Origin of the sequence: Pseudomonas sp. GM60 (assembly GCF_000282415.1) — a bacterium.
GTDB classification, from domain to species: domain Bacteria; phylum Pseudomonadota; class Gammaproteobacteria; order Pseudomonadales; family Pseudomonadaceae; genus Aquipseudomonas; species Aquipseudomonas migulae.
In genome coordinates, this window is sequence record NZ_AKJI01000070.1 from 74736 (window position 1) to 101707 (window position 26972).

21 protein-coding genes are annotated in these 26972 nt (G+C 58.3%); 3 read left to right on the top strand and 18 right to left on the bottom strand.

Annotated features, from left to right (window positions below; all coding sequences use genetic code 11):
* The first annotated feature begins 9 nt into the window (after positions 1-9).
* Positions 10-2085 carry an ATP-dependent DNA helicase RecG gene (recG, locus tag PMI32_RS11865; protein WP_008030616.1) on the top strand — a complete coding sequence of 692 codons (2076 nt, stop codon included), beginning with the start codon at positions 10-12 and terminating at the stop codon, positions 2083-2085.
* Between the two features lie 78 nt (positions 2086-2163).
* The gene (locus PMI32_RS11860) at positions 2164-3564 is read left to right on the top strand and encodes an aminoacyl-tRNA deacylase and HDOD domain-containing protein (protein ID WP_008030618.1); all 1401 of its coding nucleotides are present in this window, start codon (positions 2164-2166) and stop codon (positions 3562-3564) included.
* A 78-nt stretch (positions 3565-3642) separates the two neighbouring features.
* Here the strand turns inward: PMI32_RS11860 and PMI32_RS11855 are convergent, their stop codons facing one another.
* Positions 3643-4032: a hypothetical protein gene (locus PMI32_RS11855; protein WP_008030620.1), complete on the bottom strand. Its 390-nt coding sequence runs from the start codon at positions 4030-4032 to the stop codon at positions 3643-3645.
* Positions 4033-4366: 334 nt separating this feature from the next.
* Here PMI32_RS11855 and PMI32_RS11850 point away from each other — a divergent pair, with 334 nt between their 5' ends.
* A complete protein-coding gene (locus PMI32_RS11850) occupies positions 4367-4765 on the top strand; it encodes a DUF6124 family protein (RefSeq protein WP_008030625.1) in 399 nt (132 codons plus the stop codon).
* A 130-nt stretch (positions 4766-4895) separates the two neighbouring features.
* On the opposite strand, the gene PMI32_RS30675 is transcribed toward PMI32_RS11850, so the two are convergent.
* The 17 genes from PMI32_RS30675 to tssH all read right to left on the bottom strand — a co-directional run bounded on the left by PMI32_RS30675 (position 4896) and on the right by tssH (position 26963).
* Complete coding sequence (locus PMI32_RS30675) at positions 4896-6134, bottom strand: lysozyme inhibitor LprI family protein (protein WP_238541027.1); 1239 nt, start codon at positions 6132-6134, stop codon at positions 4896-4898.
* 64 nt (positions 6135-6198) lie between these two features.
* The gene (locus PMI32_RS30300; RefSeq protein ID WP_157214366.1) at positions 6199-6609 is read right to left on the bottom strand and encodes a hypothetical protein; all 411 of its coding nucleotides are present in this window, start codon (positions 6607-6609) and stop codon (positions 6199-6201) included.
* Positions 6610-6694: 85 nt separating this feature from the next.
* A complete protein-coding gene (locus PMI32_RS11845; RefSeq protein WP_008030631.1) occupies positions 6695-7540 on the bottom strand; it encodes a tetratricopeptide repeat protein in 846 nt (281 codons plus the stop codon).
* 151 nt (positions 7541-7691) lie between these two features.
* Positions 7692-8087: a lysozyme inhibitor LprI family protein gene (locus tag PMI32_RS0128910; protein WP_050550359.1), complete on the bottom strand. Its 396-nt coding sequence runs from the start codon at positions 8085-8087 to the stop codon at positions 7692-7694.
* 9 nt (positions 8088-8096) lie between these two features.
* A complete protein-coding gene (locus PMI32_RS29880) occupies positions 8097-10790 on the bottom strand; it encodes a DUF8812 domain-containing protein (protein WP_008030633.1) in 2694 nt (897 codons plus the stop codon).
* A 23-nt stretch (positions 10791-10813) separates the two neighbouring features.
* Complete coding sequence (locus tag PMI32_RS11840; protein ID WP_008030635.1) at positions 10814-11251, bottom strand: hypothetical protein; 438 nt, start codon at positions 11249-11251, stop codon at positions 10814-10816.
* Positions 11252-11279: 28 nt separating this feature from the next.
* The gene (locus PMI32_RS11835) at positions 11280-13316 is read right to left on the bottom strand and encodes a type VI secretion system Vgr family protein (protein ID WP_008030641.1); all 2037 of its coding nucleotides are present in this window, start codon (positions 13314-13316) and stop codon (positions 11280-11282) included.
* A gap of 28 nt (positions 13317-13344) precedes the next feature.
* Positions 13345-14346: a serine/threonine-protein kinase gene (locus PMI32_RS11830; RefSeq protein ID WP_008030646.1), complete on the bottom strand. Its 1002-nt coding sequence runs from the start codon at positions 14344-14346 to the stop codon at positions 13345-13347.
* Positions 14343-15071 carry a PP2C family protein-serine/threonine phosphatase gene (locus PMI32_RS11825; protein WP_008030650.1) on the bottom strand — a complete coding sequence of 243 codons (729 nt, stop codon included), beginning with the start codon at positions 15069-15071 and terminating at the stop codon, positions 14343-14345. Before PMI32_RS11825 ends, PMI32_RS11830 begins: the two co-directional genes overlap by 4 nt.
* Positions 15071-18610 (bottom strand): type VI secretion system membrane subunit TssM, encoded by a 3540-nt coding sequence (gene tssM, locus PMI32_RS11820; RefSeq protein ID WP_008030651.1) that lies wholly within the window; start codon positions 18608-18610, stop codon positions 15071-15073. Before tssM ends, PMI32_RS11825 begins: the two co-directional genes overlap by 1 nt.
* Before the next feature lie 13 nt (positions 18611-18623).
* Positions 18624-19499, bottom strand: coding sequence for a type IVB secretion system protein IcmH/DotU (gene icmH, locus PMI32_RS11815; RefSeq protein WP_008030654.1), 876 nt, complete (start codon positions 19497-19499; stop codon positions 18624-18626).
* Between the two features lie 5 nt (positions 19500-19504).
* On the bottom strand, positions 19505-20836 hold the full coding sequence (gene tssK / locus PMI32_RS11810; RefSeq protein ID WP_008030656.1) for a type VI secretion system baseplate subunit TssK: 1332 nt from the start codon (positions 20834-20836) through the stop codon (positions 19505-19507).
* 2 nt (positions 20837-20838) lie between these two features.
* Entirely contained in the window at positions 20839-21339 is a 501-nt protein-coding gene (tssJ, locus tag PMI32_RS11805; protein ID WP_008030657.1) for a type VI secretion system lipoprotein TssJ, read from the bottom strand.
* Between the two features lie 5 nt (positions 21340-21344).
* The gene (gene tagH / locus PMI32_RS11800) at positions 21345-22541 is read right to left on the bottom strand and encodes a type VI secretion system-associated FHA domain protein TagH (protein WP_008030658.1); all 1197 of its coding nucleotides are present in this window, start codon (positions 22539-22541) and stop codon (positions 21345-21347) included.
* A gap of 17 nt (positions 22542-22558) precedes the next feature.
* Positions 22559-22699, bottom strand: a complete 141-nt coding sequence (locus tag PMI32_RS11795) for a hypothetical protein (RefSeq protein ID WP_008030659.1) — start codon at positions 22697-22699, stop codon at positions 22559-22561.
* 93 nt (positions 22700-22792) lie between these two features.
* Positions 22793-24310, bottom strand: a complete 1518-nt coding sequence (locus PMI32_RS11790; protein WP_008030660.1) for a sigma-54 interaction domain-containing protein — start codon at positions 24308-24310, stop codon at positions 22793-22795.
* A gap of 10 nt (positions 24311-24320) precedes the next feature.
* Entirely contained in the window at positions 24321-26963 is a 2643-nt protein-coding gene (gene tssH, locus PMI32_RS11785) for a type VI secretion system ATPase TssH (RefSeq protein ID WP_008030661.1), read from the bottom strand.
* Positions 26964-26972: the final 9 nt, after the last annotated feature.

A 26972-nucleotide genomic window follows, 5' to 3' on the forward strand; every position in this document is an offset into this window, starting at 1 on the left:
GTCGCTGTCATGACCGAGTTGTCGCAAGTGTCGGTCACGGCACTCAAGGGTGTCGGCGAGGCCATGGCCGAGAAACTGGCCAAGGTCGGCCTGGAGAATCTCCAGGACGTGCTGTTTCACCTGCCGCTGCGTTATCAGGACCGCACTCGCGTAGTCCCGATCGGCCACCTGCGACCGGGGCAAGATGCCGTGATCGAAGGCACCGTCAGCGGCGCCGATGTGGTCATGGGCCGGCGCCGCAGCCTGGTCGTGCGCTTGCAGGACGGCACCGGCGGGCTCAGCCTGCGCTTCTACCATTTCAGCAACGCCCAGAAAGAAGGCCTCAAACGTGGCACGCGGATTCGCTGCTACGGCGAAGCGCGGCCCGGTGCGTCGGGACTGGAAATCTACCACCCGGAATACCGCGCCCTCACCGGCGACGAGCCACCGCCCGTGGATGAAACCCTGACGCCGGTATACCCGCTCACCGAAGGCCTGACCCAGCAGCGCTTGCGCCAGCTCTGCATGCAAACCCTGACGATGCTCGGCCCGACCAGCCTGCCGGATTGGTTGCCGAACGAACTGGCGCGGGACTATCAACTGGCGCCGTTGGCCGACGCGATTCGTTACCTGCATCACCCGCCGGCCGACGCCGATGTCGACGAACTCGCCCTCGGTCATCATTGGGCGCAGCACCGTCTGGCCTTTGAAGAACTGCTGACTCATCAACTGTCCCAGCAGCGTCTGCGCGAAAGCATGCGCTCCCTGCGCGCGCCGGCGATGCCGAAAGCCAGCCGATTGCCGGCCCAATACCTGGCCAATCTCGGTTTCAATCCAACCGGCGCCCAACAACGCGTCGGCAACGAAATCGCCTACGACCTCAGCCAGCACGAACCGATGCTGCGCTTGATTCAGGGCGACGTCGGCGCGGGCAAAACCGTGGTCGCCGCCCTTGCCGCGCTGCAAGCGCTGGAAGCCGGTTACCAAGTGGCGTTGATGGCGCCGACTGAGATCCTCGCCGAGCAGCACTTCATCACCTTCAAGCGCTGGCTCGAACCGCTGGGCATTGAAGTCGCGTGGCTGGCCGGCAAGCTCAAAGGCAAGAACCGCGTGGCCGCGCTGGAACAGATCGCCAGCGGCACGCCGATGGTGGTCGGCACTCACGCGCTGTTCCAGGACGAAGTGCAGTTCAAGAACCTCGCGTTGGTGATCATCGACGAACAGCACCGTTTCGGCGTGCAACAGCGCCTGGCGCTGCGCCAGAAAGGCGTCGGCGGGCGCATGTGTCCGCATCAGCTGATCATGACCGCCACGCCGATCCCACGCACGCTGGCGATGAGCGCCTACGCCGACCTCGACACCTCGATCCTCGACGAACTGCCGCCGGGCCGAACCCCGGTCAACACCGTGTTGGTCACCGACACCCGGCGCGTCGAAGTCATCGAACGGGTGCGCGGTGCCTGCGCCGAAGGGCGTCAGGCCTATTGGGTGTGCACGCTGATCGAAGAGTCGGAAGAGCTGACCTGCCAAGCGGCGGAAACCACCTTTGAGGACCTCACCGCCGCTCTCGGCGAGTTGAAGGTCGGGTTGATTCACGGCCGAATGAAGCCCGTGGAAAAAGCCGCCGTGATGGCCGAATTCAAGGCCGGCAACCTGCAACTGCTGGTCGCCACCACCGTGATCGAAGTCGGCGTGGACGTTCCGAACGCCAGCCTGATGATCATCGAAAACCCCGAACGCCTCGGCCTCGCGCAGTTGCACCAATTGCGCGGCCGCGTCGGTCGGGGCAGCGCCGCCAGCCATTGCGTGCTGCTCTACCATCCGCCGCTGTCACAGATCGGTCGTCAGCGCCTGGGCATCATGCGCGAAACCAACGACGGTTTTGTCATCGCCGAAAAAGACCTGGAACTGCGCGGCCCCGGCGAAATGCTCGGCACGCGGCAGACCGGTCTGCTGCAATTCAAGGTCGCGGACCTGATGCGCGACGCCGATCTGCTGCCCGCCGTGCGCGACGCCGCCCAGGCATTGCTGGAGCGTTGGCCGGATCACGTCAGCCCGCTGCTCGACCGCTGGCTGCGCCACGGGCAGCAATACGGCCAAGTGTGAGCACCGTCGCAGTTTCTGGACCCTGCCCTTAAACAAGCTGGTTATACTCCTGCAATTGTTTGAATACGGATACAGACCATGACTGAAGCTGCCCTCGTCCCCGAAACCCCGCACGCTCCGTCTGTTATTCGGCTGCTGCTCGCCAAACTGGGCATCGCCTACGAAGAAGTCCTCGACCACCACGGCCTGAACGCCTCACGCAAAGTGCAAGCGGTGCTGCTCGACGACGCCGTGGGCGCGCTGATGGTGCTGTTCCCGCAAAGCCAATTGCTCGACCTCAACCGCCTCGCCGAACTGACCGGCCGCCGCCTCGCCGCCGTGTCGACCGAGCGCCTGGAAAAGATGCTCGGCAAACACAACCTGAGCCTGCTGCCCGGCCTGCCGGCGCTGACCAGCTCGCCCTGCCTGTACGAAGAAAGCCTGCTGCGCGAACCGAAGTTGCTGATCAACTCGGGCGAGCCGGGTGTGCTGCTGGAAATCACCAGCGAAGCCTTCAAGACCATGCTGACCAAGGCCAGCGCCGCCAACTTCGGCGAGAACGTGAGCAGCATCCGCCCGAACCTCGACCGCCCCGACGATGACCGCGAGGAAATCACCCAGGCCGTTCAAGCGTTCACCGCGCGACGCATCCAGCAGCGCCTGGAAGCCACCATCGAAATTCCGCCGCTGGCCGAGACCGCGCAGAAAATCATCAAACTGCGCGTCGACCCCAACGCCACCATCGACGACATCACCGGCGTGGTCGAAACCGACCCGGCCCTGGCCGCACAAGTCGTGAGCTGGGCGGCGTCGCCGTACTACGCCTCGCCGGGCAAGATTCGTTCAGTTGAAGACGCCATCGTCCGCGTGCTGGGCTTCGACCTGGTGATCAACCTGGCGCTGGGCCTGGCCCTGGGCAAAACCCTCAGCCTGCCCAAAGACCACCCGCAACACACCACGCCGTACTGGCAGCAATCGATCTACACCGCCGCCGTCATCGAAGGCCTGACCCGCGCCATGCCGCGCGCCCAGCGCCCGGAAGCCGGCCTGACCTACCTCGCCGGCCTGCTGCACAACTTCGGCTACTTGCTGCTGGCCCACGTGTTCCCGCCGCACTTCTCGCTGATCTGCCGCCACCTGGAGGTCAACCCGCACCTGTGCCACAGCTACGTCGAGCAACACCTGCTCGGCATCAGCCGCGAACAGATCGGCTCATGGCTGATGCGCTATTGGGACATGCCCGACGAACTGGCCACCGCGCTGCGCTTCCAGCACGACCCGAGCTACGACGGCGCCTACGCTGAATACCCAAACCTCGTGTGCCTGTCCGTGCGCCTGCTGCGTAGCCGCGGCATCGGCTCCGGCCCCGATGAAGACATCCCCGACGCCCTGCTGGAACGCGTCGGCCTGACCCGCGACAAAGCCAACGACGTCGTCAGTAAAGTCCTCGAAGCCGAAGTCCTGCTGCGCGAACTCGCTTCGCAATTCACCCAGGCATAAAAAAACCCGCTCCCACACTCGGTCAAATGTGGGAGCGGGCTTGCTCGCGAAGAATCCACCTCGGTCTACCTGACAACCTCAAACCTTGGCTTTGGCCTTCGCCTTCCGCGGCTTCAAATACTTGGTCAACCCCTGAAACCAGATCACCAACGCCGGGTTGCCCTTGATCTGAATCGACTTGTCCTGAATCCCCGTCATAAACGCCAATTGCTTGTTCTTCGCCTGCATCGTGGCGAAGCCATACGCCGCATCTTTAAACGCAATCGCAAACGCCGGCTCGGCATACACGCCCGACTTACTGGTAATGCGCTGATCCTTCACAAAGAAATGCCGCGCCACTTTCCCGTCCAGGGTCTGTAGCTGGAACACCAACTCCTTGTCACCCAACTGCTGCTGAAACGCAGGATTAGTCCGACTGGCCTTACCCATCAACAAACCCAGCATCCACAGAAGAAAACGAAATTTCATGCGCACAGCCTCAAAAGGAAAATGAACGGCCGGCGCAGTGTAGCGGCTTCGAGCGAGAACGCCACTATTGCGCAGTGTTAGAAGAAGATGCCGTGGTTTTTGACGCTGATGACTACCAAGTCATTGACGAAACGCTGTTGTTTAAAAGCTGAGGTTTTTTGGTCTTTCTACGCTCGAGGCTATCGGATATTTCCTTCAACTCGTGGTGTTGTTCATGAACTAGGCATCCCTGATCTTCATCGATAACCTTTGCTCGTTGCCGCGAAATCAGCGACCGGATGTGCAAGTCCGAAATCGGAGAAAAACAATTCATTAACTCCAAGGATTTACACCAATGACCAATCCGACATCCAAATCGCCCGAACACGAAGCCACCTCTCCCTACGAATCCTTAGATTCCAAAAAACTCCACGAAGCTGCCGAGCGCGCCCTCGACCATCACCTCGGCACACCGCCGGATAAAAAATCCAAACGTCGCAACGGCGACCTCTTCAGCGTCTGCCCCGACATCAACACTGAAGCCCTCCTCGCCAACGCCTCGGAAGACCTCCTGTCCATCAGCGCCATCGCCTCCGACCTCGCCGACGGGGTGGAAGGCTCACGCCGCTCCGTAGCCCTGGCGCTCAGCCGCATGGCCGACGGCGTGCATTTGTTGGTTGAGCGAGCGCTGGATCATTTGGATGAACCGGAAATGGCGGCGATTTTCGCCAAGCAACAAAGCCGAGTCAGCTGACCTGTAGGAGCCAGCTTGCTGGCGATGGTGGCGCATCAATCGACGTAAAAAAGGGGACTTGGCGTCCCCTTTCTCGATAATCCCTGACTCAACAGCCTGTCTCGGGCGGCGAGTTCAGACCTGTCTTTTTTTAGCGGTTCATGGGTAACTGAAAACGCATTCGTACAGCGCAATAGGCGAGGTCTTCGCGCAACATGCGGAAACTCATGTCGCACTGCGCATCGGCATATTGCTTCCAAACCGGATCGTCGAATTCAACTCCGCCTAGCAGGTTGATCGAGGCCTTTAGGCCGTTTTCTCGATCCTGCCCTGCCATCAACGATGCAGCTTTGTAAAAGCCATCATTCGGCAGCCCTGTCTGTAGATAAATGAGCTCACCCAACCGGGCATTGGTTGCACGCGCCAAACACGCAAGCTTCTCGATGGGCGCCTCCGCTCCCGGTAAAGCGGACTGATAGATTTCCTCGCAATATGTTTCTTTGAATCGCACCCACTTTCTTTGCACGTCTGTCAGTTGCTTCTTGTCTGCGGGAGACAAACTGACCATTGCTTTCTTGTATTGGTCATTCAAGACGGCATCGACTTTCTCAAGGCTTTGCTGACCGCAAGTGATCAAATCGGGATTGGTGAAGCTGTCGGGGTTGCAGGTTTCCTTAGCGCTAACGGAAACACTTGAAGCAGGTGAAGCATTCCCCGCCGGCGACCTGGTCTTTTCCGATGGGCGGGAAACGCAATTGGACAGGCAGAACACCGTCGGCAGATTCGGTTCGTCACTTCCAGCAAATACGTAAGTCGCAACGCCTACCCGGGTTCGGGCTCTATACACGGGAACGCTTACGCCCACGGATTTGGAGGGCACAGAGACGGATGGGTCTATCGGCACAACGACCACGTCACCCTCGACATCTCCACACAATGCCTGCATAGCTGATTCGCTGAAAGGCACACCGCTTGGCGGAGGGAATGGTTTGGAGTCAGGTCGGCAATCGTAACCGTGCCAATAAGGTCCTGACTGTTTAGAGGTGTCTAAGGAGAAGATGTAAATCCTCCGCAATTGAACTCTTCCATCTTCGTATCCAAACACCACCCAGCGGCGGGACTGAGCCGTCGAAAAATTTTCACTCGCCAGAATGTATTGACTACCATCCCGATAGAGCTCAGACGAATTCAAAGCTCCAGTCGGCTCCGGCGTGCCGGACAACTTTTTACCGGAACCGGCATCCACCAGATAATTATTGCTATCCAGAACCACCGAGCAATTATTCATGACCCTCGCTTCCTGCGCACACGACAGCGGGGTTTGAAAGATCGGTTCAGCCGCCACAATCGGAGGACATAAGAACATCACTAACCAAAACAACTTATTCAATACTATTTCCTTGTATTTATGCACGCACTCGAGCAAAGCAGCAAATGAATCCGACTCATCTCATTTATTTCCCTGCTTCGGAACAGTCCAGGTCTTTAATTATCGTAGCCGCAACAGGAATGACACAGCGTCTGCGCTGCTCACCGGTTGGCTGCAATGGGGTAAGGCTGAGTGTCAAATGAATACCGTCAGCTTTCACCGAAATATCCTCGAAACCAGCATCAGCAAAATCCGAACCGAATTTTTTACCTTCAAAGGTACAGAAGTTCGAAAAAGACAAAACTTCCAAGTTTTTTTCAGGGCTAACAACCTGAACATCAAGACAACTATTACCTAATGTCTTTATATACCTGACGACATTATTGCCCACGCGACCAACCCCGACTTCCGAGACAGAGCCGATATCTGGAATTTCAGCTGCTGCGTACCCCAGGTAAACAATACAAACCGACGGCACGAACTTCGAAAACTTCATACATCACCTAAGACAATCAACGCATAAAAGGGACGGAACAAAGTGCCGAGCTAAACTAAACAAATCCGCCCCTTTCCCTTTTTCATTAAAAACTAGAGGAAACTCCAGAGCGTTCAAATACTCGTGAAGGGATTTTGGGTTTTTTGTTTACCGACAGCATGAGCTTTTTATATTCAGCATATTGTTTTACGGCATCGTTTTTGTTGCCAACCGCCCAGTTCGAATCCGCCAAATTCAACCAAGCGACCGCTCTATTTGGCTGAGCAGTTACGATATCTTTTAGAAACGGGATAGATTCCGCTGCTTGATTATGCTCCTGTAGAAAATAGGCATAATCATTTATCGCTGACACAACTACACCAGCCAATTCTTTGTCAGCCAGCCAAGCAGGCTTATAATTTTCCGCATAAGGAGAAAGCCCGATGATCGCCTCCTCTTTTTTTCCTTTTTTAAACAACGACAGAGCATTGGCGTGAGCGAGATCAATCATTTCCGAATAAACAATTTTATGTTTCTTGTCATTGAGCAGAATCTTTTTATAGCGATTAACCAGACTATTATCTAATGCACAAATACCCACATCATCCACATCAGTTATAACTATCGTCGCGGAATCACTTTCGACGTTTGTTTTTTTTCCCTGCGCTTGTTCTTCACTATAGCTGTTTATGCCCGTACTGACGGGAAAGAGGTTACCTTTAAAGCCTCCTTCTACAGTTGTTAAACTTGCTGCGATTACGCAACTACCCGACGTAGCCTGCCCATTATCGTTTCCCCCAGCAAGAACTAGCAACGAGGCACGTCCTTGCCCCTCCGTTAAAGCCGCACTTCCTGAATCGGAAACGTAAAGCGCCAAACTGTTTTGAGCCACTGAAATACTGGCAAAAAGCACTTCAACAGCAAACATCAGAATATTAGTGGCCGCTTTCATCTTTCAAACGCCCCTGTGCTTTCGCCTTCTCTGAAACAAATCGGTCTGCTACGCCCTGCTGCACTGCAATGGAATTTTTCGAAAAAATAAAAACGGGGACAGATCACCTTTTCAGATAATTATTAGAACGCGATCTGCCCCCCTATTCGCACTACAAATCGGGTAGCGTTTTATCCAGATAGACAGAACGATCCAAACTCATTCGCGCAACACAGTTATTCACAGTAGTAACATAGGCAGGCTGCCCAACTTCAATTTCAAATGCCTCAAGAGCGCAATTCGTATCACGTAGTTTCAACCAAGCACGCTGAGACTCTTTCAACTTTTTCATGAATTCATCGCGCAGAGTAGCGTCAACTTGGTATTGAGATCCAACCCTTTTTATCAGTCTCTGATAGCTAACATTAAGGTTAGCATCTGCGGACTCTTTCGCCTGCTTTGCGCAGACATCTACTTGTTGACTGGTAGAAATATTAGCGCAATCCGATTGCGTTGCAGCAACTGACAAAGGGATTAAGAGAGCGGCAAAAAGCAATAAATTTCTCATGTATATCTCCTAGCGATTTTTTCTCAAGTAAGCAGCGCGTTTTCGACCGTCTTCGTACTGTCTAATTGTAGGATTATTTTCGATATAGCTTATTAACTGATCAACGTCATCCTTCATCCCTGCCTTCATTGGATTTGCCCCTTTTGTGAATCCTTGGTATACAAAATCCACCAAGATATCTTTAACGATTTGGCTTAATGCATCCCACTCCAAACGCTCTGAAAAAGGAGATGTCCAGTAATTATAATTTGCGACAGCCTTAACAACGTAGCCTGGATAAATCAAATCAAATAGTGCTTCTTGCTGCTCGATTGTTATCGTGCCTATATCGGCGCGATTCTGAGCCACAAAATCTCTCGCGTTTGTGCCCTTAAACTGCCGAGCTTTAGATATCTTCGTAGCCTGAGCATCTTCTACCCCAGCAGCGATCATATGGTTGTATATTTCCGTTTCGGATCTAAACCCCATATCATATCCGCGTCCTAAGGTAACGCCTGACAAATCATTCCCTGGCCAGTGTATATGACGACTGAAAAACGGGGAGCCTGGGATGTCATTACCCTCAGCATCGTAGGTAATTTGCCCAGCCTTTGACGACTCTTTGGCTAAAAAATTTCCAATCATTGCGATTGGATGGAAGTGCCAAATATTTCCATCACCAAGACCCTTTTCTTGAATGACTGGATCGTCCCAAAAAACCAGTTTATCAATCCGATCTTTTTCTAGCTTAAGAATCGCCGGAGACCCTTCAAGTATCTGGTTTAGTCGACTCCATTTTGCAGAGTCTGATTTTTCCTTCCACTCAGTAGGATGATACGCAACTAATCTAGACCAGTGATCTCGAAACTCTGCGTTTTTTAATGCTTCAGGAAAATCCTCCGGCGTCACCTTGTTATCGTGGTTACCAAGATTATCCAGATCGTCATATAGCTCTTTGAAAAAAGGCGGCATATCATCCGGATCTAAAAACCCGTCAGAATTAGAATTAATTTCCTTTACGACACGAAACCCTAACTTTTCCCAGTCGTGTTGAGTGACTACCTTTGCTTCTGTCTTTTTTATCAATCCTTTAATATCTTGATTGTTTTCCTTAACAGATACTTCATACCACTCAGTCGGATCTTTGTATATCGGAGACTTGCTCAGATCAACACAATGATCCGTTCCCAAGGTCACACTTCCTGTCTCAGGAGTTTTCTTGACCAGAACAGTACCTGAAGGCAGATGAATATATCGTTTTCCTTTTTTTACGCCAGCCGTATTTTTCAGAAAATCGTCGACTTTTGGATCCAGTGTAAAAATCTCCAAATGAACTTGGTGCTTACGGACTACCCCCCCGTTAGGACCCGCCAAGACCTCATTGAGGCCAAGGTATCCAATCGTGTCTCCCGCTTTGATTTTCATATTCATTGGAACGACCGCATCAAAACTCGTTGGCGTTATTTCCTGCCATTCGACAACACGATTGGGGCTCACATCCTCTACACAAGCCCAAAAATTAGAAGGTACAGCTGCACTTTGATTTTTTAGTCCAGTAGGTGGATTCGAGGAGCTCGGAATAAATACACACTCGGCCATTCTAAGCAGCTTACCATTCAGCTTTAGATTAAGGATTTTCGAACTATCGAATTCGATAATACTATTAGTGCTCAAGACCATAGAGCTACCTTTTTTCGTCCCAGCATTGGCTCCATCAGTCAAAGTAGCAGGCGCATTCCGTAGAACTAGCCCACTGCCAGTGACTTTCGCGCGAACCTTACCTTGCCAATACTCGGGCTTCGACCGAGCAATAGTTCCTCCTCCAGGCTCGAGCGGATAGTGCTGAAATGGCAGCAAATGCATGTACAAACTATAGAATGTTAGAGTGTTATTTGTATTAGGAGTTGCCTGACTATTGGACGGAGATTTGTAATCATGTCGGACCAAACAAAAAGAGTTTGAATACTTCAGTACCTCAGAGCCGCTCTCACCCTCAAATGTGGACTTCTCATAGTCTTTGTTCAGACGGTAGGCGACGACCACACCATCAGCCATACAGCGAACTGGCTCATCACTAATGCATTGAGGGGCGCTTGAATTACTTATATGAATTCCCCCATGCCAAAACTTATGGCTACCTAGAAGATAATTACCCGAAGTTTCACCTTGTAGTGCAGAAAAAACCTCATCCGCATCTTTATACCGTCCGCTGCCCGACTTCCGTATTGGAAACTGAAAATTAAGAAGGCTAAACGCAGCTGATTCAGGTGTTGCTGTGCTCAGAGTAACAGTCTGTTGACCCCACCAAACCTCTGGACTAATAAGGTTGCCGTTTGGATCCTTCATTTGATAGTGAACATGGCGTGGGTATTGGGTTACACCATTCGGTCCTTTCCCCCCCATAGTACCAATTTCATTACCTGCAGCAACAGTTTCTCCCTGGCTTACAACGTGACTACTCGTATGCAGAATCTCATGACTATTGCCGTCCGCATCTTTGATTTTTATCGTGCCATAATTGCCGCCGGTAAATGTTACGGTTCCGGCTATTGGCGCATAGACTTTTGGATTCTGTAGATTAATACCATTCTGGCCGCCAATATAGTTAAAATCTGTCCCTCCATGAGGGCCACTCGCACGCTGTTCGCCATAAACTCCTGTGATATGAGGTTGGTGATCACCAACTGGAGGCAGAACACGGAGCATCACTTCATTGAAAGACATATAACTTCCTTTTTAATTTTCCATCAAAGCGAGTAGTCTTGAATTTCATCCAAAAACCAACACTCTTCAAACTTAAACACATAGAAAACTTGATAGTCGGTATCTGGCTTCTCTATTTTTACTTTTGCAACACCGTTGACTTCTTCTAAAATTGTCACTTCAACGCCGTCGACGGCTCGTTTCTTTTCCCCAGAAATTACTGGAAAAGTCACCTTTTGCTTATCCAATAGAACTATTTTTTGCTCTGGTTCAGGCTCAGCGTCTACCGTAATTAATTTTTTCAACGGGATATGAGTAAACTCCTGTTGAATGGAAGGATTTTCCAGATAAGCAGATAGAAACTTTGAAAAGACTGTGGATGGACACGAATTTAAATTCGCTCCGCCTGCCATTGCGCAATTTGAAAATATTCCGAACACTGACATGACCAGTGCAAGAGTGAGGCGCCGTTGATATTTCATATATCAGATCCTTTAAGCGGATGAATGATCACTCAGAAAACACAAAAAAAGCCTCCGGTTTAACCTTCTCAGGCACCGCATTCCCCAACGCCTGATCCATCAAACTCCCCGCCTTATCCTTATCCGCCGCCCCCGGCAGCACCGGCGGTTTAATCCCAATCCCGGTCCCCGAGCCCGCCGACCCACCGGCATTGATCTTCACAATCGGCCCAACAACCGTCACCCCACCGCCATCCAGCTTGATAAAGCTGCCACCACCCAAGATGGTCAGCTCCGACCCTGCCTCAATAACAATCTTCGCCCCAGCCTTCAGGTGTATCTCTTTCCCGGCGCTGGTCAGTTGCGCGTTTCCGAGTTTGACATGCTGGTTCTGCCCAATCGTCAGGTGATCATCCACCCGCGTTTCCACCTTGCGATCAGCAATCGTGGTGCGATGCTCTTCAGCCTTCAGCTCGGTGTAGGTGTTCTTCACCACCGTGTCGTGCCGTTCGTTCCCGACGCGAATCTTCTGGTCGTGCTCGATGTTTTCATCCCAATCCCGCTGGGCGTGGATGAAGATTTGCTCCGCGCCTTTCTTGTCCTCAATCCGCAGTTCGTTGTACCCGCCGCCGCCCGGTGAGCTGAGGGTTTTGAACACGCTGCGCGTCTTGTTCGCCGGCAGGTCGTAGGGAACCTGGTTTTCCTTGTGGTACAGGCAACCAGTCACCAACGGTTGATCGGGATCGCCTTCGAGGAAGGTGACGAGGACTTCCATGCCGATGCGCGGGATGACGATGGCGCCGTAGCGGTCGCCGGCCCAGCTTGAGGAGACGCGCATCCAGCAGCTGGTTTTGTCGTCGGCCTGGCCTTCGCGGTCCCAGTGGAATTGCACTTTGATGCGGCCGTACTGGTCGCAGTGGATTTCTTCGCCGGCGGGGCCGGTGACTTTGGCGGTCTGGCTGCCGAGTACCCTCGGTTTCGGGTGTTGCAGTGCCGGGCGGTAGAACACGGCCCATGGGGTGGCGAGGAAGCGGTTGCGGTAGCCCTGGTGGAAGTCGTCTTTGTTGTCGGTGGTGTCGCTGGTCACGGACTCTTCGAGGACTTGCGGTTGTTTGCCTTCGTGGACGATTTCGGTGAGCAGCCAGAGGTCGTTCCACTCGGTGCGCGGGTGGTCGGACATTTCCAGGAAGTGGCCGCTGATCAAGCGGGTCTGGTCGCCGTGGCCTTCGGCTTGCTGGTAGTCGGCGCGGTGGCGTTCGAGGACGCGCTGGCTGAGGAATTTGCCGCGCGCGCGGTCGAGGAAGCGGCCGGGGTAGTCGTAGTCTTCGAGGTCTGGTTCGTCACTCTGAACATCGGGCTTGTAAGCAGCTTCGAGTTGCAGGCGTGGTTTTTCGAAATCGTAGTCGCGGCGGGTGGTGCGGCTGGTGCGGGTTTCCAGGCGCAGTTTGAAGCCTTTGATCACCGGTTCGTCGGCGACCATGCCGCTGCCTTGCACGTACGCGGTTGGCTGGCCGAGTTGGGGGAATACGGTCTGGTCGTCGCCGAACACCAGCAGGTGAGCTTTGGCGCTGTGCTGGAAATGGTAGTGAATGCCTTCCTCTTCGCACAGGCGCTGGACGAAGTGCAGGTCGGTTTCGTCGTACTGCACGCAGTAGTCGCGGTCCGGGCATGGCTGGCTGAGCTGGAAGTTGTAGGCGTTGCCCTTGATGCCGTGTTCTTCGAGGATCAGCGCGATGATTTTCGGCGCGGACATCTGCTGGTAGATGCGCTGGTTGGTGCGGTGATGCAGGTATTGCAGGTGCGGCACCAGGGAGACTTTGTAGCGGGTCAGGCGCTTGCCGGCATCACCTTGGGCGACGCGGTAGATCTGGCCGTGGATGCCGCTGCCCTGTGGATCGAACGCCAGGAATGCCTGTTTGTGCAGGAGTTTTTCCAGGTCCAGATCGGGGTTTTCGCTGACCAGTTCGAGGTCGAAGCGATACGGCTGGCTGATGCCTTCGGTGCCGGTGAACGACAGCACTTGCAGGTCGCCGACGTAGTCTTCGACAGTCAGGCTGAAGTGCGTTTCGTTAGCTGGGTTGAACATTGCTTGCTCCCTGTTCGGTAGTCATCCGTTACGCCCGAAGTCGCAGACGTTGCAGCAAAGACAAAGTGGCGCCCATGGCGTCACGCAGTTGTGCGGCGGTGATCGTTCGATCGGCCGCATCGAATGCCAGCGCCGTTCGCAGGGCTGGCCAGCAGTGTTTCGGTAGATTTTTCGGGGCGTGCAGCTCGCGCTCCAGGTGTTCGTCACGGGCCTGGGTCGAGGGCAAGCGGCGGAACGGGTGCTTGCCGCCCGCCAATTCGTAAAGCACGCAGGCCACGCCGTAGACGTCGGCGCTGGCTGACAGTGGCTGGCCTTCGAGCAGTTCCGGTGCGGCGTAGCCTGGGGTCCAGGCGTTGAAGCGGTCGCGGCTCAAATGAGGTAGGCCGGGCAGGATGCCCTCTTCGGCTTGGCCCAGACCGAAGTCGAACAGGCGCACGCCTTCTTCGCTGAGCATCACGTTGCTTGGCTTCATGTCGCCGTGCAGCACGCCGCGCGCGTGGGCGTAGGCCAGTGCGTCGAGCAGCGGCAGCGCGATGTCGCGCAGTTCTTTCCACGGCAGGCCGAGTGGCCGTTCGCAGAGCAGTTTGTCCAGGGTCAGCCCACGCATGAGTTCCATGGTGATGAAGGCGCGCTGGCAATCGGTGTCCACTTCAAAGGTGTGCGGTCGCAGCACGTTGTCGTGGCGCAGTCGTCGGGTCAGGGCGAACTCGCTGTAGAGCAAGGCGCTGGCGTCCGGCGATTCGGCAAATTCTTCGCTGAGGATTTTCAGCGCGATGTAAGGGTCGGGATCGCCGAACTGTTCGCTCAGCAAGTCCCGTGCACGGTAAACCGCGCCCATGCCACCGGCACCGAGCAGACGCTCGATGCGGTAACGCCCTGCCAGCACGTCTGGCAGTTCACCGACACTGGCCCTTGTCGGCGCCAACGCGGGCTCAGCTTGATGCGACTTGGCGAACGCAAAGTAAGTCAGGTTATTGGCTTGCTCTTCGCTCATCAGCAGGTCGTCGAGCGGCGGCATGAGTTGGGTCATTGGCGGATCACCACGGCAGTCAGGTTGTCCCGGGCCGAGCCACGCAGCGCGCCGTCGAACAGACGCTCAAGCGCGACATGCGGCGCGGTCAGGCTCAGGGCGCTACCCAAGGCATCGCTGCTCAGCCCGTTGTACAAACCATCGCTGCACAACAGAAACGCATCGCCGGGGTAAACCTCGAGTTCGAGCACGTCCAGCGTCAGCTGCTCGGCCGCCCCGACCGCACGGGTCAAGGCATGCGCGGCGGGATGCGCGCTGGCGTCTTCGACGCTCATCTGTTGCTCGTCGATGAGTTGCTGTTGCAGCGAATGGTCCTTGGACAGCTGGTACAAACGCTGGCCGCGCCACAGGTAGCAACGGCTGTCGCCGGCCCAGATGCAGGCCGCGCGATTGCCTTCCACCAGCAGCGCCACGACGGTGCTGCCCATGATGCTGTCGTGGCGCCCGGCGGTGACGGTCAACTCCTGACCCAAGCGGCGGTTCAGCCAGTGCAAGCACTGGCGAATGCCTTTGAGTCGTTCGTCGAAGTCATCCTGCGCCGGCAATTCCGCCAGGCTGGCGACGATCAACTGGCTGGCAACGTCGCCGCCCTGATGACCGCCCATGCCGTCCGCGACCACCCACAGCCCCTGCTGCGGACAGTCGAGGAAAGCATCTTCGTTGCGCGCCCGAACCTTGCCGGCATCGGTGCGCGCAGCGCTGCGCCAGGAACTGGCAACCAGCATCAGAGCTGCACCGGCATGCGGAAGGTGCGCAGCACGCCCATGTCGAACGGGTTCGGCGTGCGCTGGCTGGTCAGCAAGTAGTTGGCGCGCAGGCCACCGACGTCCGCCTTCAGCACCAGCACATCACGACCGCTGAGGTACTCGGTCTGCATCAGGTCGAACAGACGGAACAGCGACCACGGGCCGGAGTTCTTCTCGATGCCGATCGGGCGGCCCGCCATCTTGTCCATCACCAGGCTGGTGCGCCCGTCTTCAGCATCGGTCGGCCATTTGAACGACACCGGCACAATCGGGCCGTGACGGTATTCGATGGTCTTGTCGCCGAACTTGAATTCGGAACGACTGACGGCCGGGTCGAGGGTGTACGGCTCCAGTTTGAACTGCACTTGCGGTTCCGCCGGGTTGATCGAGAAGAAGCTCTGGCGGATCACTTGGGCCGCGGCCATCTGGTCGAGGTAGACCTTGGAGATCGGCATGCTGTGACCGTCAATGCTGCGCAGACGGTAGTTGCCCGGATCGCCACTCACGAACGGACGCATGTACGTATCAAAGAAGCGATCGGCAATGCCCTGCGCCTTGAAGAACTCGCGGAAGTCGCTGATCGCCACGTCGCTGGTGCTGTGGGCGCTGAACGGGTAGCGCTTGTTGATCGCCTTGCCGTAGAAGCTGTACAGCTCGCTTTGATAACGCTGGTTCAGGTACTGGTAGGAATCGTTGAGCACCAGACGCCAGGTGTCTTCGGCCAGCACGTTGAACCACACGCTGACCGGGCGCGGCAGGCGGTTCGAGGCATTGCGCAGGTTGCTCAGCGCATCACGCTGGCCGCTCATGCGGGTCTTGGCCATTTCGAACGCGGCCTGCTCCGGCGCACTGGCGCGAGCAAGGCTCGACAGTTGCATTTGCAGGTCATTGAGCGCCGTCAGCGCCGGGGTCAAATCAGCGGCCGGGCCGTTGTTGTCATCCAGCAAACGGTGCAGCGGTTCGAAGCGGCGTTGCAGGGATTTCTTCGCGGTGTCCGGCAGGTTTTTGATCGCGGCCATGTCCGAGGCTTTGTCCGCGGCGGCAGACGCCAGTTTGCCCAGCTTGCCCAACTTGCCTTTCTGCTCGCCCAGTGCGGCAGCGGCATCAGCCGCTTGATCAACCGCCTCGGCTTCTGCCGGGAACCGGGTGTTCTCGCGCACTTCCACCAGCAGTTGCAGCACCGGCGAGTTGGCCGAGGTCAGGCCCGCCAGTTGCTCGGCGCCCTCACTGAAATCGTTGATCGGAGGCAGTGCAACCTGGCCCACGGCTTCGCTCCAGAAGTTGGCGTAGTCGCGGAAGTACAGTTGCTCCAGTTCGACCATCAGGCGACGCAAGTCCATGCCGCTGATGCCCGAACCTTCGCCCAGCACCCAGTTGTCACGCAGGATGTCGGTGACCAGCGCACTGCCCTGCACCGAGAAATACTGCTGATAACCCTGCTGGGTGTAGAAACCCGGGATCACGTAATCGGTGCCGACAAACAGCGCACCCTGCGGGCCCAGGTGTTGGCTCAAACGGTATTCCGGCAGGTCTCGGGCCTGCTCGCGCAGCATCCGGTAAACCACGTTGGCCAGCGACTCGCTGCGCAATACCTGACGCGCCTGAGCCACCAGTTGATCGTTCAGCGGGTAGATAAACGGAAGCTTGAGCAAGCGCTCGAAGTGCGTGTTCAGACCGTTCTGCACCGCAGTGTTGCCGGCGTAACGCAGGGACCAGTCAGTCGCGACCCAATCCTTGAGCCACACCGCATCGCGGCGATCTTTCATGTTTAGCATCAGGTACGCGCGCAAGCTGTTGAGCAGGCGTTCGCGGTCCTTCATGTTGGCGCGGATCTGCCCTTCCAGCAGGGTCGCGACCTTCGGCAGCAATTGCTTTTCGAGCTCGCGCTCGTAAGCCGCCTTCACCACCGGATTGACGTCTTCGCCCTGATACAGGCCGCCACGCTCGTGGTAACCCACATCGCCCTTCTTCGGGAACACCTGGGTCGCCGCGTAGCTGGTGTCGAGGGTCTTCAGTACCGCCATCGAATCATCACGGGCGGTCAGGGCCGAGCGCTGTTGCGTCCAGGTTTGCGCCAGGTTGCGCAGGTTTTCCAGGCGCTCATAGTTGGCCGAGAAACCGCTTGCCCACAGCAGGCCGAACAGGCCCAACGCCGCCAATGCACCGACGTACAACGCACGCTGGCCCCAATGGATGCGGCTGCGTTCGCGCTTGTCCAGACCGGCCAGATCGGCCTCAGGGAAAATCACCCGGCTGAGCAAATGGTGAATGAACCGCGAACGGCCGCTGCGAAGGGTCGGCAATACGCCGGAATTGATCCCCAGATTGGCGCCGATGCCGGCGGTGGTCTGGTCCATTTCCTGGGTCAGGTGCGGTGCGCTGGTCAGGTAGAAGCCGCGCAACTGGCTGACACGCTGATAACGGTTGCCGGTGAACGCCATGTCGACGAACAGGCACAGCCGCTCGCCGATCTGCCCCAGTTGATGCGGGAAGTCGAGGATGCGACCACGGCGCTGGGTGTCGCGCTCCTGGTGCATGCGCATGATCACTTGGCTGTTGAGGCGACGCAGCAGCTCTTCGAACTCGGCGCGCAGCACGGTGACGTCGGTGCCGCTCTGCTCTTTGCGGAAGCTGGTGCCGAGCACCTGATCGCTTTCTTCGCGGGTCAGCTGGTCGAAGAACTCGTCGAAACCGAGCAACTGGTCAGCCTTGCTGAGGACCAGATAGATCGGCACATCGACGTGCAGTTTCTGATGCACGTCTTGCAGGCGCGCACGCACCTGACGCGCCAGCGTCTCCAGATCCTGCTCGTTAGCGCCCAGCAGCAATTCCACGGGAATGGTCACCAGCACGCCGTTCAACGGACGGTTGCGACGACGCTTGCGCAGCAGGTCGAGCAAAGTGCTCCAGGCGCTGCCATCGACTTCGGCATCCGCCTGGGTCAGGTAACGTCCGGCGGTGTCGATCAGCACACCGTGGTCGGCGAAATACCAGTCGCAATGACGGGTGCCGAGTGTGTCGCGGGTCAGTTTGCGGTCGATCTTGTTGATCGGAAACTCAAGGCCCGAGAAGTCCAGCAGGCTGGTCTTGCCGCTGCCCTGCGGGCCGATCAGCAAGTACCACGGCAAATCGCTGCGCCAGCGTTCGCTGCGGCCGCGATAGAGGCTCGAGGTCTTCAGGGTTTTCAGGGCGTCCTTGAAACGCTCCTTCAACTCCTTCTGCTCTTCGTCGATCAACTCTTCACGGCGGATACGATCCTGTCCATCCTCAGTCTCTTCGACCGCTTTCTTGCGCACACCGGCACGCCAGCTGACGAAGACCATGGTCAGGCCCCAGATCAGGAACAGCACACTGATGGTCAGCAGGCGGGAGGTCGAACCTTCCCAGAACTTGTAGTCATCGACGGCCAGCAGCGGCCCGACAAACCAGACCAGCAGCGCGACGAACAGCACCAGCAGCAAGGTCCAGACCCAGGTCTGGCGCACGAACGCGCCGACTTTCTTGAAAAACTTTTTCATCACACGTCCCTGTTTACGGCTGCGACAGCGGCTGGGCCGCGGCGGAATCCAGCGGCTGATAAGGTTGCAGAACGGTGTCGCGCTGCTCGCCCAAGACCCAGGCGAACCCCGAATACATCACCACCAGGCAGACCACGGTGAACAGCACCACCATCCACGCCGGCACGATGCGCACCAGGCTGCGACGCTGGTCGTTCAAGCCTTCCCAATGCGGCGACAGTTCACGCGGCACGTCGCCGCGCAGCTGACGAATCTGCCGATACAAGGCGTCGCGGATGCCTTCGAGTTCGAGCATGCCGCGCGCTTGCACGCGGTACTTGCCTTCGAAACCGAGGGACAGGCACAGGTACATCAGCTCCAGCATCGGCAGGTGCTTGACCGGGTTTTTCGACAGGCGATCCAGCAGCTGGAAGAACTTCTCGCCACCGAAGGTTTCGTTGTGGAAGCTGCTGAGCAGGCTCATCTGCGACCACTCGCTTTCGTTGCCCCACGGCGTGGTCACGACGGCTTCGTCGACCACGGTGCAGAGCACGTAACGCGCAGCCATCACCTGGCTGCTTTCGGCGCCGTTGTGCAGCGCACGCACTTCAAACAGTTTCAGCCCGGCGGTCAGGCGCTCGTTGAGCGCGTACATGTCTTCGCGGCTGTCGCTGTGCTTGAGGCGAACCACTTCCGACAACAGGTCGGAACCGGCGGCCACCAGCGAATTGAGGCTGATGTTGAAGGTCTCTGCCGGGCGCAGGCGGGCGGCGTAGATCATCCGCTCTTCGAGTTGTTCGAAACGCGGCGGTGCGGCGAAGTCGGTCAGCGGACTTTGCGCCGGGCCGTGGCCCTGGCGGTCGAGCAAGACGGTTTTATCGTCCTGATGGTGTTCCATGTCCTTGATCATGTCGGTCAGTTCCTGATGGCCCAGAATTTCAATTCAAGCTCGGCGAATTCGCCGGACACGTGGAACGCGAAGCCGCCGGAGCGCTCCAGTTGTGCCAGGTCTTCGGAACTGAGTTCGAGGATGAAATAGGTTTTGTTGGAGTGGAACGCGATCTGCCGTGGGGCCACCGGCAACGGTTTGACCTTGATGCCCGGCAGGTGCAGGTTGACCAGTTGGCGGATGCGCTCCACCGGGCCGACCTTGAGGTGCGCCGGCAAGCGGTGGCGCAGTTCTTCGGAATCGCAGTTGGCACTGGCCGCGAGCACGAACGACGCCGAGCCCAGCAGTTTGTGGTCGTGCAACGGCGAGACGATGATCCCGTACTGACGCGCTTGCAGGACCAGTTCGATGGCGTGCTGTTCGAGCACCATCGACAGCACCTGACGGATCGCTTCCATCAGTTTGCGGAAGCTCGCGCCCTGGTCGCTGTGCTGGTAACGGCTGTCCAGACGCGGGCGTTTGCTGTCGCTGGAGAAGGTCGCCAGATCACCGAGCATGGTCAGCAGCGTGCGGTACAACTCTTCCGGGTGAACCTGTTCCAGACCGAGGTAGTGACGCAGCAGCAGCTCGGTGCGGTTGATCAGTTGCAGCATCATGAAGTCGCCGACTTCCGCGCCACCGACCTTGCCGTTGGAGCGGATGCGCTCGGCGATGGTGTCGCCCCGGTGACCGAGCATGCTGATCACTTCTTTCAGGCACGACAGCAAATAGCTGGAGGAATGCGCCTGAATGTAGGTCGGCACGAAATCCGGATCGAGACTGATCACGCCGTCGGGCGTGGTGTCGAGCACGTCGCAGATCTTCAGCTTCACGTAGGCCTGATCGCTCTGCTGCTCGCCGAGCAACAGTTTGAAGTCCGGGCGACCGCAGCTGACCTGGCTGGCGGAATCGTCGCCGGCGTTGGAGTCGGCCACTTCCGCTTCGTACGCGGTGTAGCGCGCCAGCACGTCGGATTGCTCCGGGCGGCGCGACTCGATGTGGTTACCGGTGACCAGCGGCAGCGCCAGGTAAATCGGCGTGTTGCCGGTGTTCGGCGGCACGTCCAGCGCCAGTGGCTCGGTGTTGCCGCCGAGTTCGAACAGGCTGCCGTCCGGCAGAATCCCCGAGGCCTGACTGATCACCAGTTTGCCCATGTTGAGGAACTGCAAATCGATGTCGAGATTGAGGAAACCCCAGGTGTAACTGCCCAACAACTGCGTGCGGGTTTTCATCTGGTGGTCGTAGTAGCGATCGTTGTGCTGGAAGTGCTGCGGACGCAGCAGCATGCCTTCCTGCCAAATGACTTTATGGGAATTCATGATCAGTCATCCGCCTTGGCGAGCTTTTCGTTGCTGTTGCGAATACCGGCCTGGTCGAGGGTCAGGTCAGCCTCGGTGACTTCCAGCGGGGTGACTTGCACCGTGTAGCGCCATTTGGTTTCCGGCAGGTCGCGGTAGGCCGCGAGGATCCCGACGTAACGGCTGCCCTCCTCCACGCTGAGTTTCAGCTCAATGGTTTCGCCCGGGCGCAGTTCGAGTTCTTCGCTGGCCACCAGGTCTGGGGCCAGGGATTCCTTGGCGCGCTCGTACAGGCTGAAGAAGTCGGCGTTCTCGAACGTCACCGGGTGCTTGAGCTCGAACAGACGCACGACAACCGGCGACGGGCGCCCGTTGAGGTCCGGGTTCAGCTGATCGCTGCCGGTGAGCTTCAGGTTGACCTTTGTCACTTTGGAATACGGCGACAGCGACGAACAACCGGCCAGCAGCACCAGCACCGCGAACGCAGTCAGCATCTTGAAAAAAGCGGTCGAGCAGCGAGACATGCGCATCATCCTTGGTGGTCGGTGTGAAGGGTGGAAATCAGGCGGATCTGTTCTTCGTAGGCCTGAGCGAAGTCGCGGGCCAGCAGGCGCTCGCTCCAGTCATCGTCCTGACGCAGGGCCTGGTGATAACGACCGTACGCTCTCCAGCGGCTGCCGGAGGTGGCCAGCAACGGCTTGTTGTCGCGCTCGAAACGCAGGGTCAGTTGCTGCGGCGAGAAGTGTTCCAGCGTGCCGCGAACGGCGGCGCGGCTGGCGGTCAGCAAGGCCACCTGATGCGCCTGCAAATCGCGGAACGCACGGGAGATCGACTGCTCGGCCGGCAATTGGCCCGGCTTGTTCGGCTGCAACAGAATGCCCAGCGCTTCACCGGCATCGACGGCGAATTTCAGCGGGTTCTTGTTCGTGCCTTGCACGGTGGTCTGGGCCAGACGCAGTTCGTTTTTCAGTTCGCTGCGGGTGCGCAGGCTCTGCTGCAAACCGCCGACGCTTTGCTTGAGCAGGCGTGCCGCGTTCAGCGCCAGGGCTTCGCGGGCGTCGTGGTCGAGGCCTTTGAGGTCCACGCCCAGCGCTGCACCGAAGTGCTCCCAGAAACCTTCGCTCTGGCGCTCAGGCGCTTTTGCGACAGGGCTTGGCGCAGGTTCGGCCGGGGCGTTGATCAACTCCGGCACCATCAGGCTTTCCATGTCGATGCGCGCATAGTCGGCGCGCTGACGGGTGTCCTCAATGGTGGTGCTCGGGGTGATCAACTCTTCGATTTCCGAGTACACGCGCTCTTGCTGATCAAGGGCGTTCAGCGGATCGAGATCAAGGAACGCGTCATCCGGGATGATGCTGCCCGCCGCTTGTGGGCGACCGACTTCGACGTCGAAGGTCGCCGGGTCGCGCACCAGCCGCGCACGGATCTCGAAATCACCCAGCACGTAGGTGCTGCCATGCTCGATGCGCATCGGTTCGCCCTTGCGCAGGCGTGCGCCGCTGCCGCCATCCTGGACACCGTTGCTGCTGGTGTCGGTCAGGAAGAACGTCCCTTCGCGAAAGCTGATGTCCACATGGTGATTGGACAGATGACGCTTGCGGTCCGGGATGATCCAGTCGCAATCCTCGCCCCGGCCAATCACGCCGCCGGCCTGCTTGAAGGTCTTCTGGCACAGCTCCGTGGGCACGAATTGCTTGGTGTTCAGCATTTCGAAAACCAATTCCATGGTGATACTCCTTGCGGTCACTTGCCGCGATTGACCGCCTGCGGATCACCCAATGGGCGATAGGTGTTGTCGTTGAATTTGTAATTGCCGCTGCAGCCGCCAAGGCCGCATAGAACGACGAGGGTCAGCAGGACGGCTTGCCAGTGACGAACAGACATCAGAGGGTCTCCAGGGGTAGACAAAGCACAAAGCGCCGGCCCGTTCGGGCGGCGCTATCAGAAGCGAATGAGGTGAAATCGACGGTCATTTGCCTAGCCATCGAAGTCACCGAGATTGATGTTCAGGCGCCCGAGGCGGTACAGCAGCGTGCGACGCGGCAGCCCGAGTTCGCGGGCCGCGAGGGTCTGGTTGCCGTCGTTTTTGCGCAGGCAATCGAGCAACAGGCTGCGTTCGACCTGCTCCAGGCGTTCACGCAGGTTCAGGCTGTTGTCTTCCGGCACGGCTTCCATGCGCAGGGAGAAATGCTCGGCCAGCAACTCGCCGCCCTCGCACAGCAACACCGCGCGCTCGACCAGGCCTTTGAGTTCGCGCACGTTGCCGGGGAAGGCATAACCGGACAGGTGATCCAGCGCCGCATCGGACCAACGCACCGCATCGCGCTGCAAGAATGAGCAGGCCTTGTCGGCGAAGTGCCGGGCCAGGTCGAGGATGTCGCCTTCGCGCTGACGCAGGGCCGGCAACTCAATCGGGAATTGCGCGAGGCGGTAGTACAAGTCCTCGCGGAATTTGCCTTCGCTGACCAGCACCGACAAATCCCGGTGCGTCGCGGCGATGATGCGCACGTCGATCTTGTGAGTGTCGTTGGAACCCAGCGGGCGGATCTCGCCCTCCTGCAACACGCGCAGCAACTTGGCTTGCAGCGACAGCGGCATGTCGCCGATTTCATCGAGCAACAAGGTGCCGCCGTTGGCCGCGTCGAACAGCCCGGCGCGGTCGCGATCCGCGCCGGTGAAGGCGCCTTTGCGGTAGCCGAACAGTTCGCTTTCCAGCAGGTTCTCGGGGAACGCCGCGCAGTTCTGCACGATGAACGCCTGGGAACGGCGCGGGCCGCAGTCGTGAATGGCGCGTGCGACCACTTCCTTACCGGTGCCGGTCTCGCCGCGCAGCAGCACGGTGTACGGGCTGTGCAGGACTTTGCTGATCAGCGAATAGGTTTCGCGCATGGCCTTGCTCTTGCCGATCAAGCCGTAACCACTGGCACTCGGGATGCTGGCTTTCAATGGCCGTGCATCACCGACCGGCTGACGCAGACGTTGCAGCAGATGCAGTTGGCCGAGCACAAACGACCCCAGTTGCCCGAGGGAATCGGCGAAGCCTTGCAGGTCCATGTGCCGACGACTGGCGCACAGCAACAAACCTTCGACCGCCTTCTGCTGATTGACCAGCGGCACGCACAGCAGCGACTGCCACGGCGTGGCCTGCGGCGGCAGGAAACTGGTTTCGTGCAGGCTGCCGCTCAGTTCGCCGAGGCTCACCACGCGGTTCTGGCACAGGGCGAATTGCAGCAGTTGTTCACCGTTGTAATCCGCCAGCAAGCTTGCCGATTCGCGCGGCTGCAGAATGCCGTTCAGGCACTCGGCGTTCATCCCCAGGCACGTGTGGGTCGCGTCCAGCAGGTACAGCTGCGTCAACTCGCAACCGCTGAGTTCCGCCACCCCGCGCACGAAGTCACCCAGCAGCGCAGCGCCGTCCGCCGCGCGCGACAGGCTGGCGAACTGCGCCAGCAACGCTTCGGCATACACCAGCGGCTGCGGCACTTGAGTGAACATCACACCCACCTCAGGCGAACTCGCAGGTCACGCTGGCGCCACCGTCGAGCGTCGCGTGGACGCGCTTGAGGCTTTCACCGGTTGCCATCGCGTCGAGCAAGCGGTCGGCCACCAGCGGCAGTACGTGCAGGTCCAGCAAGTGGTCGATCAGACGCGCGCCGCTGTCGCTTTGGGTGCAGCGCTCGGCCAGGTGATCGACGAGGTCTTGCGAGTAGGTGAAATCCAGCTGACGACGGTTCAGGCGCTCGCCCAGACGACCGAGTTTGATTTCGATCAGCTCACGCAGCACCGGGCCGCCGACCGGGTAGTAAGGCACCACACGCATCCGCGCCAGCAGCGCCGGTTTGAAGTGCTTGCTGAGCACCGGGCGAATGGTTTCTTCGAGCACTTCGGCAGTTGGCCGTGCACCGTTTTCGCAAAGGTCGCTGATGCGGTCGCTGCCCAGGTTCGAGGTCATGAGGATCAGCGTGTTACGGAAGTCGATCTCGCGGCCTTCGCCGTCGTTGGCCACGCCTTTGTCGAAGATTTGGTAGAACAGGTTGAGCACGTCCGGGTCAGCCTTTTCGACCTCATCGAGCAACACAACGGAGTACGGCTTCTGCCGCACGGCTTCGGTGAGCATGCCGCCCTCGCCGTAGCCGACGTAGCCCGGCGGTGCACCGATCAGGCGCGACACGGTGTGCTTCTCCTGGAACTCGGACATGTTGATGGTGGTGATGAAACGATCACCGCCGTACAGCAAATCGGCGAGGGCCAGCGCGGTTTCGGTCTTGCCGACGCCGCTCGGGCCCACCAGCAGGAACACGCCCACCGGTGCATCCGGTTTGTTCAGGCCGGCAGCGGTGGCGCGCATCGAGCGGTCCAGTGCGTGCACGGCTTGTTCCTGACCACGGATGCGCGTGCGCAGGTCGGTGGCGAAACTGGCGACCTTGGCGTTGTGTTCGCGGGCCAGTTGCGCCAGCGGCACGCCGGTCCAGGCGCTGATGACTTCGGCGACCAGACGCGGGCAGACTTCGAAGCTGACCAGGCGTTCTTTGACCTGAGCATCGGTCAGGGCTTTGTGAGTTTCGTTGAGCGCGGTTTCGAGGGACGCGACGTCATTCACCGTTTCAAGGGTTTCGATCACGGTGCCTTCGGCGTCTTCTTCAACCGTGACGGTCGGTTCGACGGCAGCCGCTTCGCGAGCCTTGGCCAGTTGCTGACGCAGATCCAACAGGCGCTCGGCCAGTTCTTTCTGCTCGGTCCACAGCGTTTCGAGGGCGACCATTTCGTCTTCGGCGGCAGTCAGACGATCTTCCAAAGCATCCAGCGCCTCGTGATCAATCAACAAACCGGCATCGGCATCACGACGCAGCGCCTGACGCTGACGGCCACCTTCAGCCAGTTCGCCACGCAGACGCTCAAGACTTTCCGGGGCAGCGGCGAGGCTGATGCGAACACGGGCGCACGCGGTGTCGAGCACGTCGACGGCCTTGTCCGGCAGCTGACGGCCGGCGAGGTAACGGGCGGACAATTCCGCCGCCGCCACCACCGCGTCGTCGCGCAGGTAGATGCCGTGGCTCTTCTCGTAGACCTGCGCCAAACCACGCAGGATGGTCACCGCTTCGCTGACGGTCGGTTCGTGCAGTTGCACCGGTTGGAAACGACGGGCCAGGGCCGGGTCTTTTTCGAAGTACTTCTTGTACTCCGCCCAGGTAGTGGCGGCGATGGTGCGCAATTCGCCACGGGCCAAGGCTGGTTTGAGCAGATTGGCCGCATCGGAACCGCCGGCATTGCCGCCCGCGCCGATCAGCGTGTGCGCTTCGTCGATGAACAGGATGATCGGCTTCGGCGAGGCTTTGACTTCGTCGATCACGCCTTTGAGGCGACGCTCGAATTCACCTTTGACGCTGGCGCCGGCCTGCAGCAGGCCCATGTCCAGCGACAGCAGCTCAACGCCTTTCAACACTTGCGGCACTTCACCGGCGGCAATGCGCGAAGCCAGGCCTTCGACAATCGCGGTTTTACCAACACCAGCTTCGCCGACCACAATCGGGTTGTTTTTGCGGCGACGGGCGAGGATGTCGACCATCTGCCGGATCGCGCCATCGCGGCACAGCACCGGGTCGAGTTTACCGTCGCGGGCCTGCTGGGTCAGGTTGTGGGTAAAGCGCTGCAGCAGCGATTCGCCCGGCACGGCAGGCTTGCCGGTGGCCGGTTGCTCTTTCTGCGACAGGGCGAATTCTTTCAGGCGCTCGATGTTCAGCTTGGCCAGCAACGACTGGTAACGGCTGCCGGCGTAGCGCATCGGGTTGCGCAGCAGCGCGAGGATCAACGCGGCTTGCTCGACCTGGCTCTGGCCCAGTTCAAGGTTGGCCACCAGCAACGCGTCTTGCAGCCACTGCACCAGTTCCGGGGCGAACACCGGGTTGCGCGAGGCGCTGTGCTCGACCCGCGATTGCAGCGCGGCGCTCAGCTCGCCGGCATCCACTTCGGCGTCTTGCAGCGCGCGTGCGAGCAGGCCTTGCGGGCGCTCCAGCAGGCCCAGCAGCAAGTCTTCGACGAGGATCTTGCTGCCGCCACGGGCGACGCAACGCTCGGCAGAACTTTCCAGATCACGACGGGTTTCGGCGTCCAGCGCCTGGATAAGTTGTTGCAGGTCTACGTTGATCATTGGTCATCT

Coding starts and splice junctions, on each gene's coding strand:
- recG (WP_008030616.1), top strand. CDS start 10: ATGACCGAGTTGTCGCAAGTGTCGGTCACGGCACTCAAGGGTGTCGGC.
- PMI32_RS11860 (WP_008030618.1), top strand. CDS start 2,164: ATGACTGAAGCTGCCCTCGTCCCCGAAACCCCGCACGCTCCGTCTGTT.
- PMI32_RS11855 (WP_008030620.1), bottom strand. CDS start 4,032: ATGAAATTTCGTTTTCTTCTGTGGATGCTGGGTTTGTTGATGGGTAAG.
- PMI32_RS11850 (WP_008030625.1), top strand. CDS start 4,367: ATGACCAATCCGACATCCAAATCGCCCGAACACGAAGCCACCTCTCCC.
- PMI32_RS30300 (WP_157214366.1), bottom strand. CDS start 6,609: ATGAAGTTTTCGAAGTTCGTGCCGTCGGTTTGTATTGTTTACCTGGGG.
- PMI32_RS11845 (WP_008030631.1), bottom strand. CDS start 7,540: ATGAAAGCGGCCACTAATATTCTGATGTTTGCTGTTGAAGTGCTTTTT.
- PMI32_RS0128910 (WP_050550359.1), bottom strand. CDS start 8,087: ATGAGAAATTTATTGCTTTTTGCCGCTCTCTTAATCCCTTTGTCAGTT.
- PMI32_RS29880 (WP_008030633.1), bottom strand. CDS start 10,790: ATGTCTTTCAATGAAGTGATGCTCCGTGTTCTGCCTCCAGTTGGTGAT.
- PMI32_RS11840 (WP_008030635.1), bottom strand. CDS start 11,251: ATGAAATATCAACGGCGCCTCACTCTTGCACTGGTCATGTCAGTGTTC.
- PMI32_RS11835 (WP_008030641.1), bottom strand. CDS start 13,316: ATGTTCAACCCAGCTAACGAAACGCACTTCAGCCTGACTGTCGAAGAC.
- PMI32_RS11830 (WP_008030646.1), bottom strand. CDS start 14,346: ATGACCCAACTCATGCCGCCGCTCGACGACCTGCTGATGAGCGAAGAG.
- PMI32_RS11825 (WP_008030650.1), bottom strand. CDS start 15,071: ATGCTGGTTGCCAGTTCCTGGCGCAGCGCTGCGCGCACCGATGCCGGC.
- tssM (WP_008030651.1), bottom strand. CDS start 18,610: ATGAAAAAGTTTTTCAAGAAAGTCGGCGCGTTCGTGCGCCAGACCTGG.
- icmH (WP_008030654.1), bottom strand. CDS start 19,499: ATGATCAAGGACATGGAACACCATCAGGACGATAAAACCGTCTTGCTC.
- tssK (WP_008030656.1), bottom strand. CDS start 20,836: ATGAATTCCCATAAAGTCATTTGGCAGGAAGGCATGCTGCTGCGTCCG.
- tssJ (WP_008030657.1), bottom strand. CDS start 21,339: ATGTCTCGCTGCTCGACCGCTTTTTTCAAGATGCTGACTGCGTTCGCG.
- tagH (WP_008030658.1), bottom strand. CDS start 22,541: ATGGAATTGGTTTTCGAAATGCTGAACACCAAGCAATTCGTGCCCACG.
- PMI32_RS11795 (WP_008030659.1), bottom strand. CDS start 22,699: ATGTCTGTTCGTCACTGGCAAGCCGTCCTGCTGACCCTCGTCGTTCTA.
- PMI32_RS11790 (WP_008030660.1), bottom strand. CDS start 24,310: ATGTTCACTCAAGTGCCGCAGCCGCTGGTGTATGCCGAAGCGTTGCTG.
- tssH (WP_008030661.1), bottom strand. CDS start 26,963: ATGATCAACGTAGACCTGCAACAACTTATCCAGGCGCTGGACGCCGAA.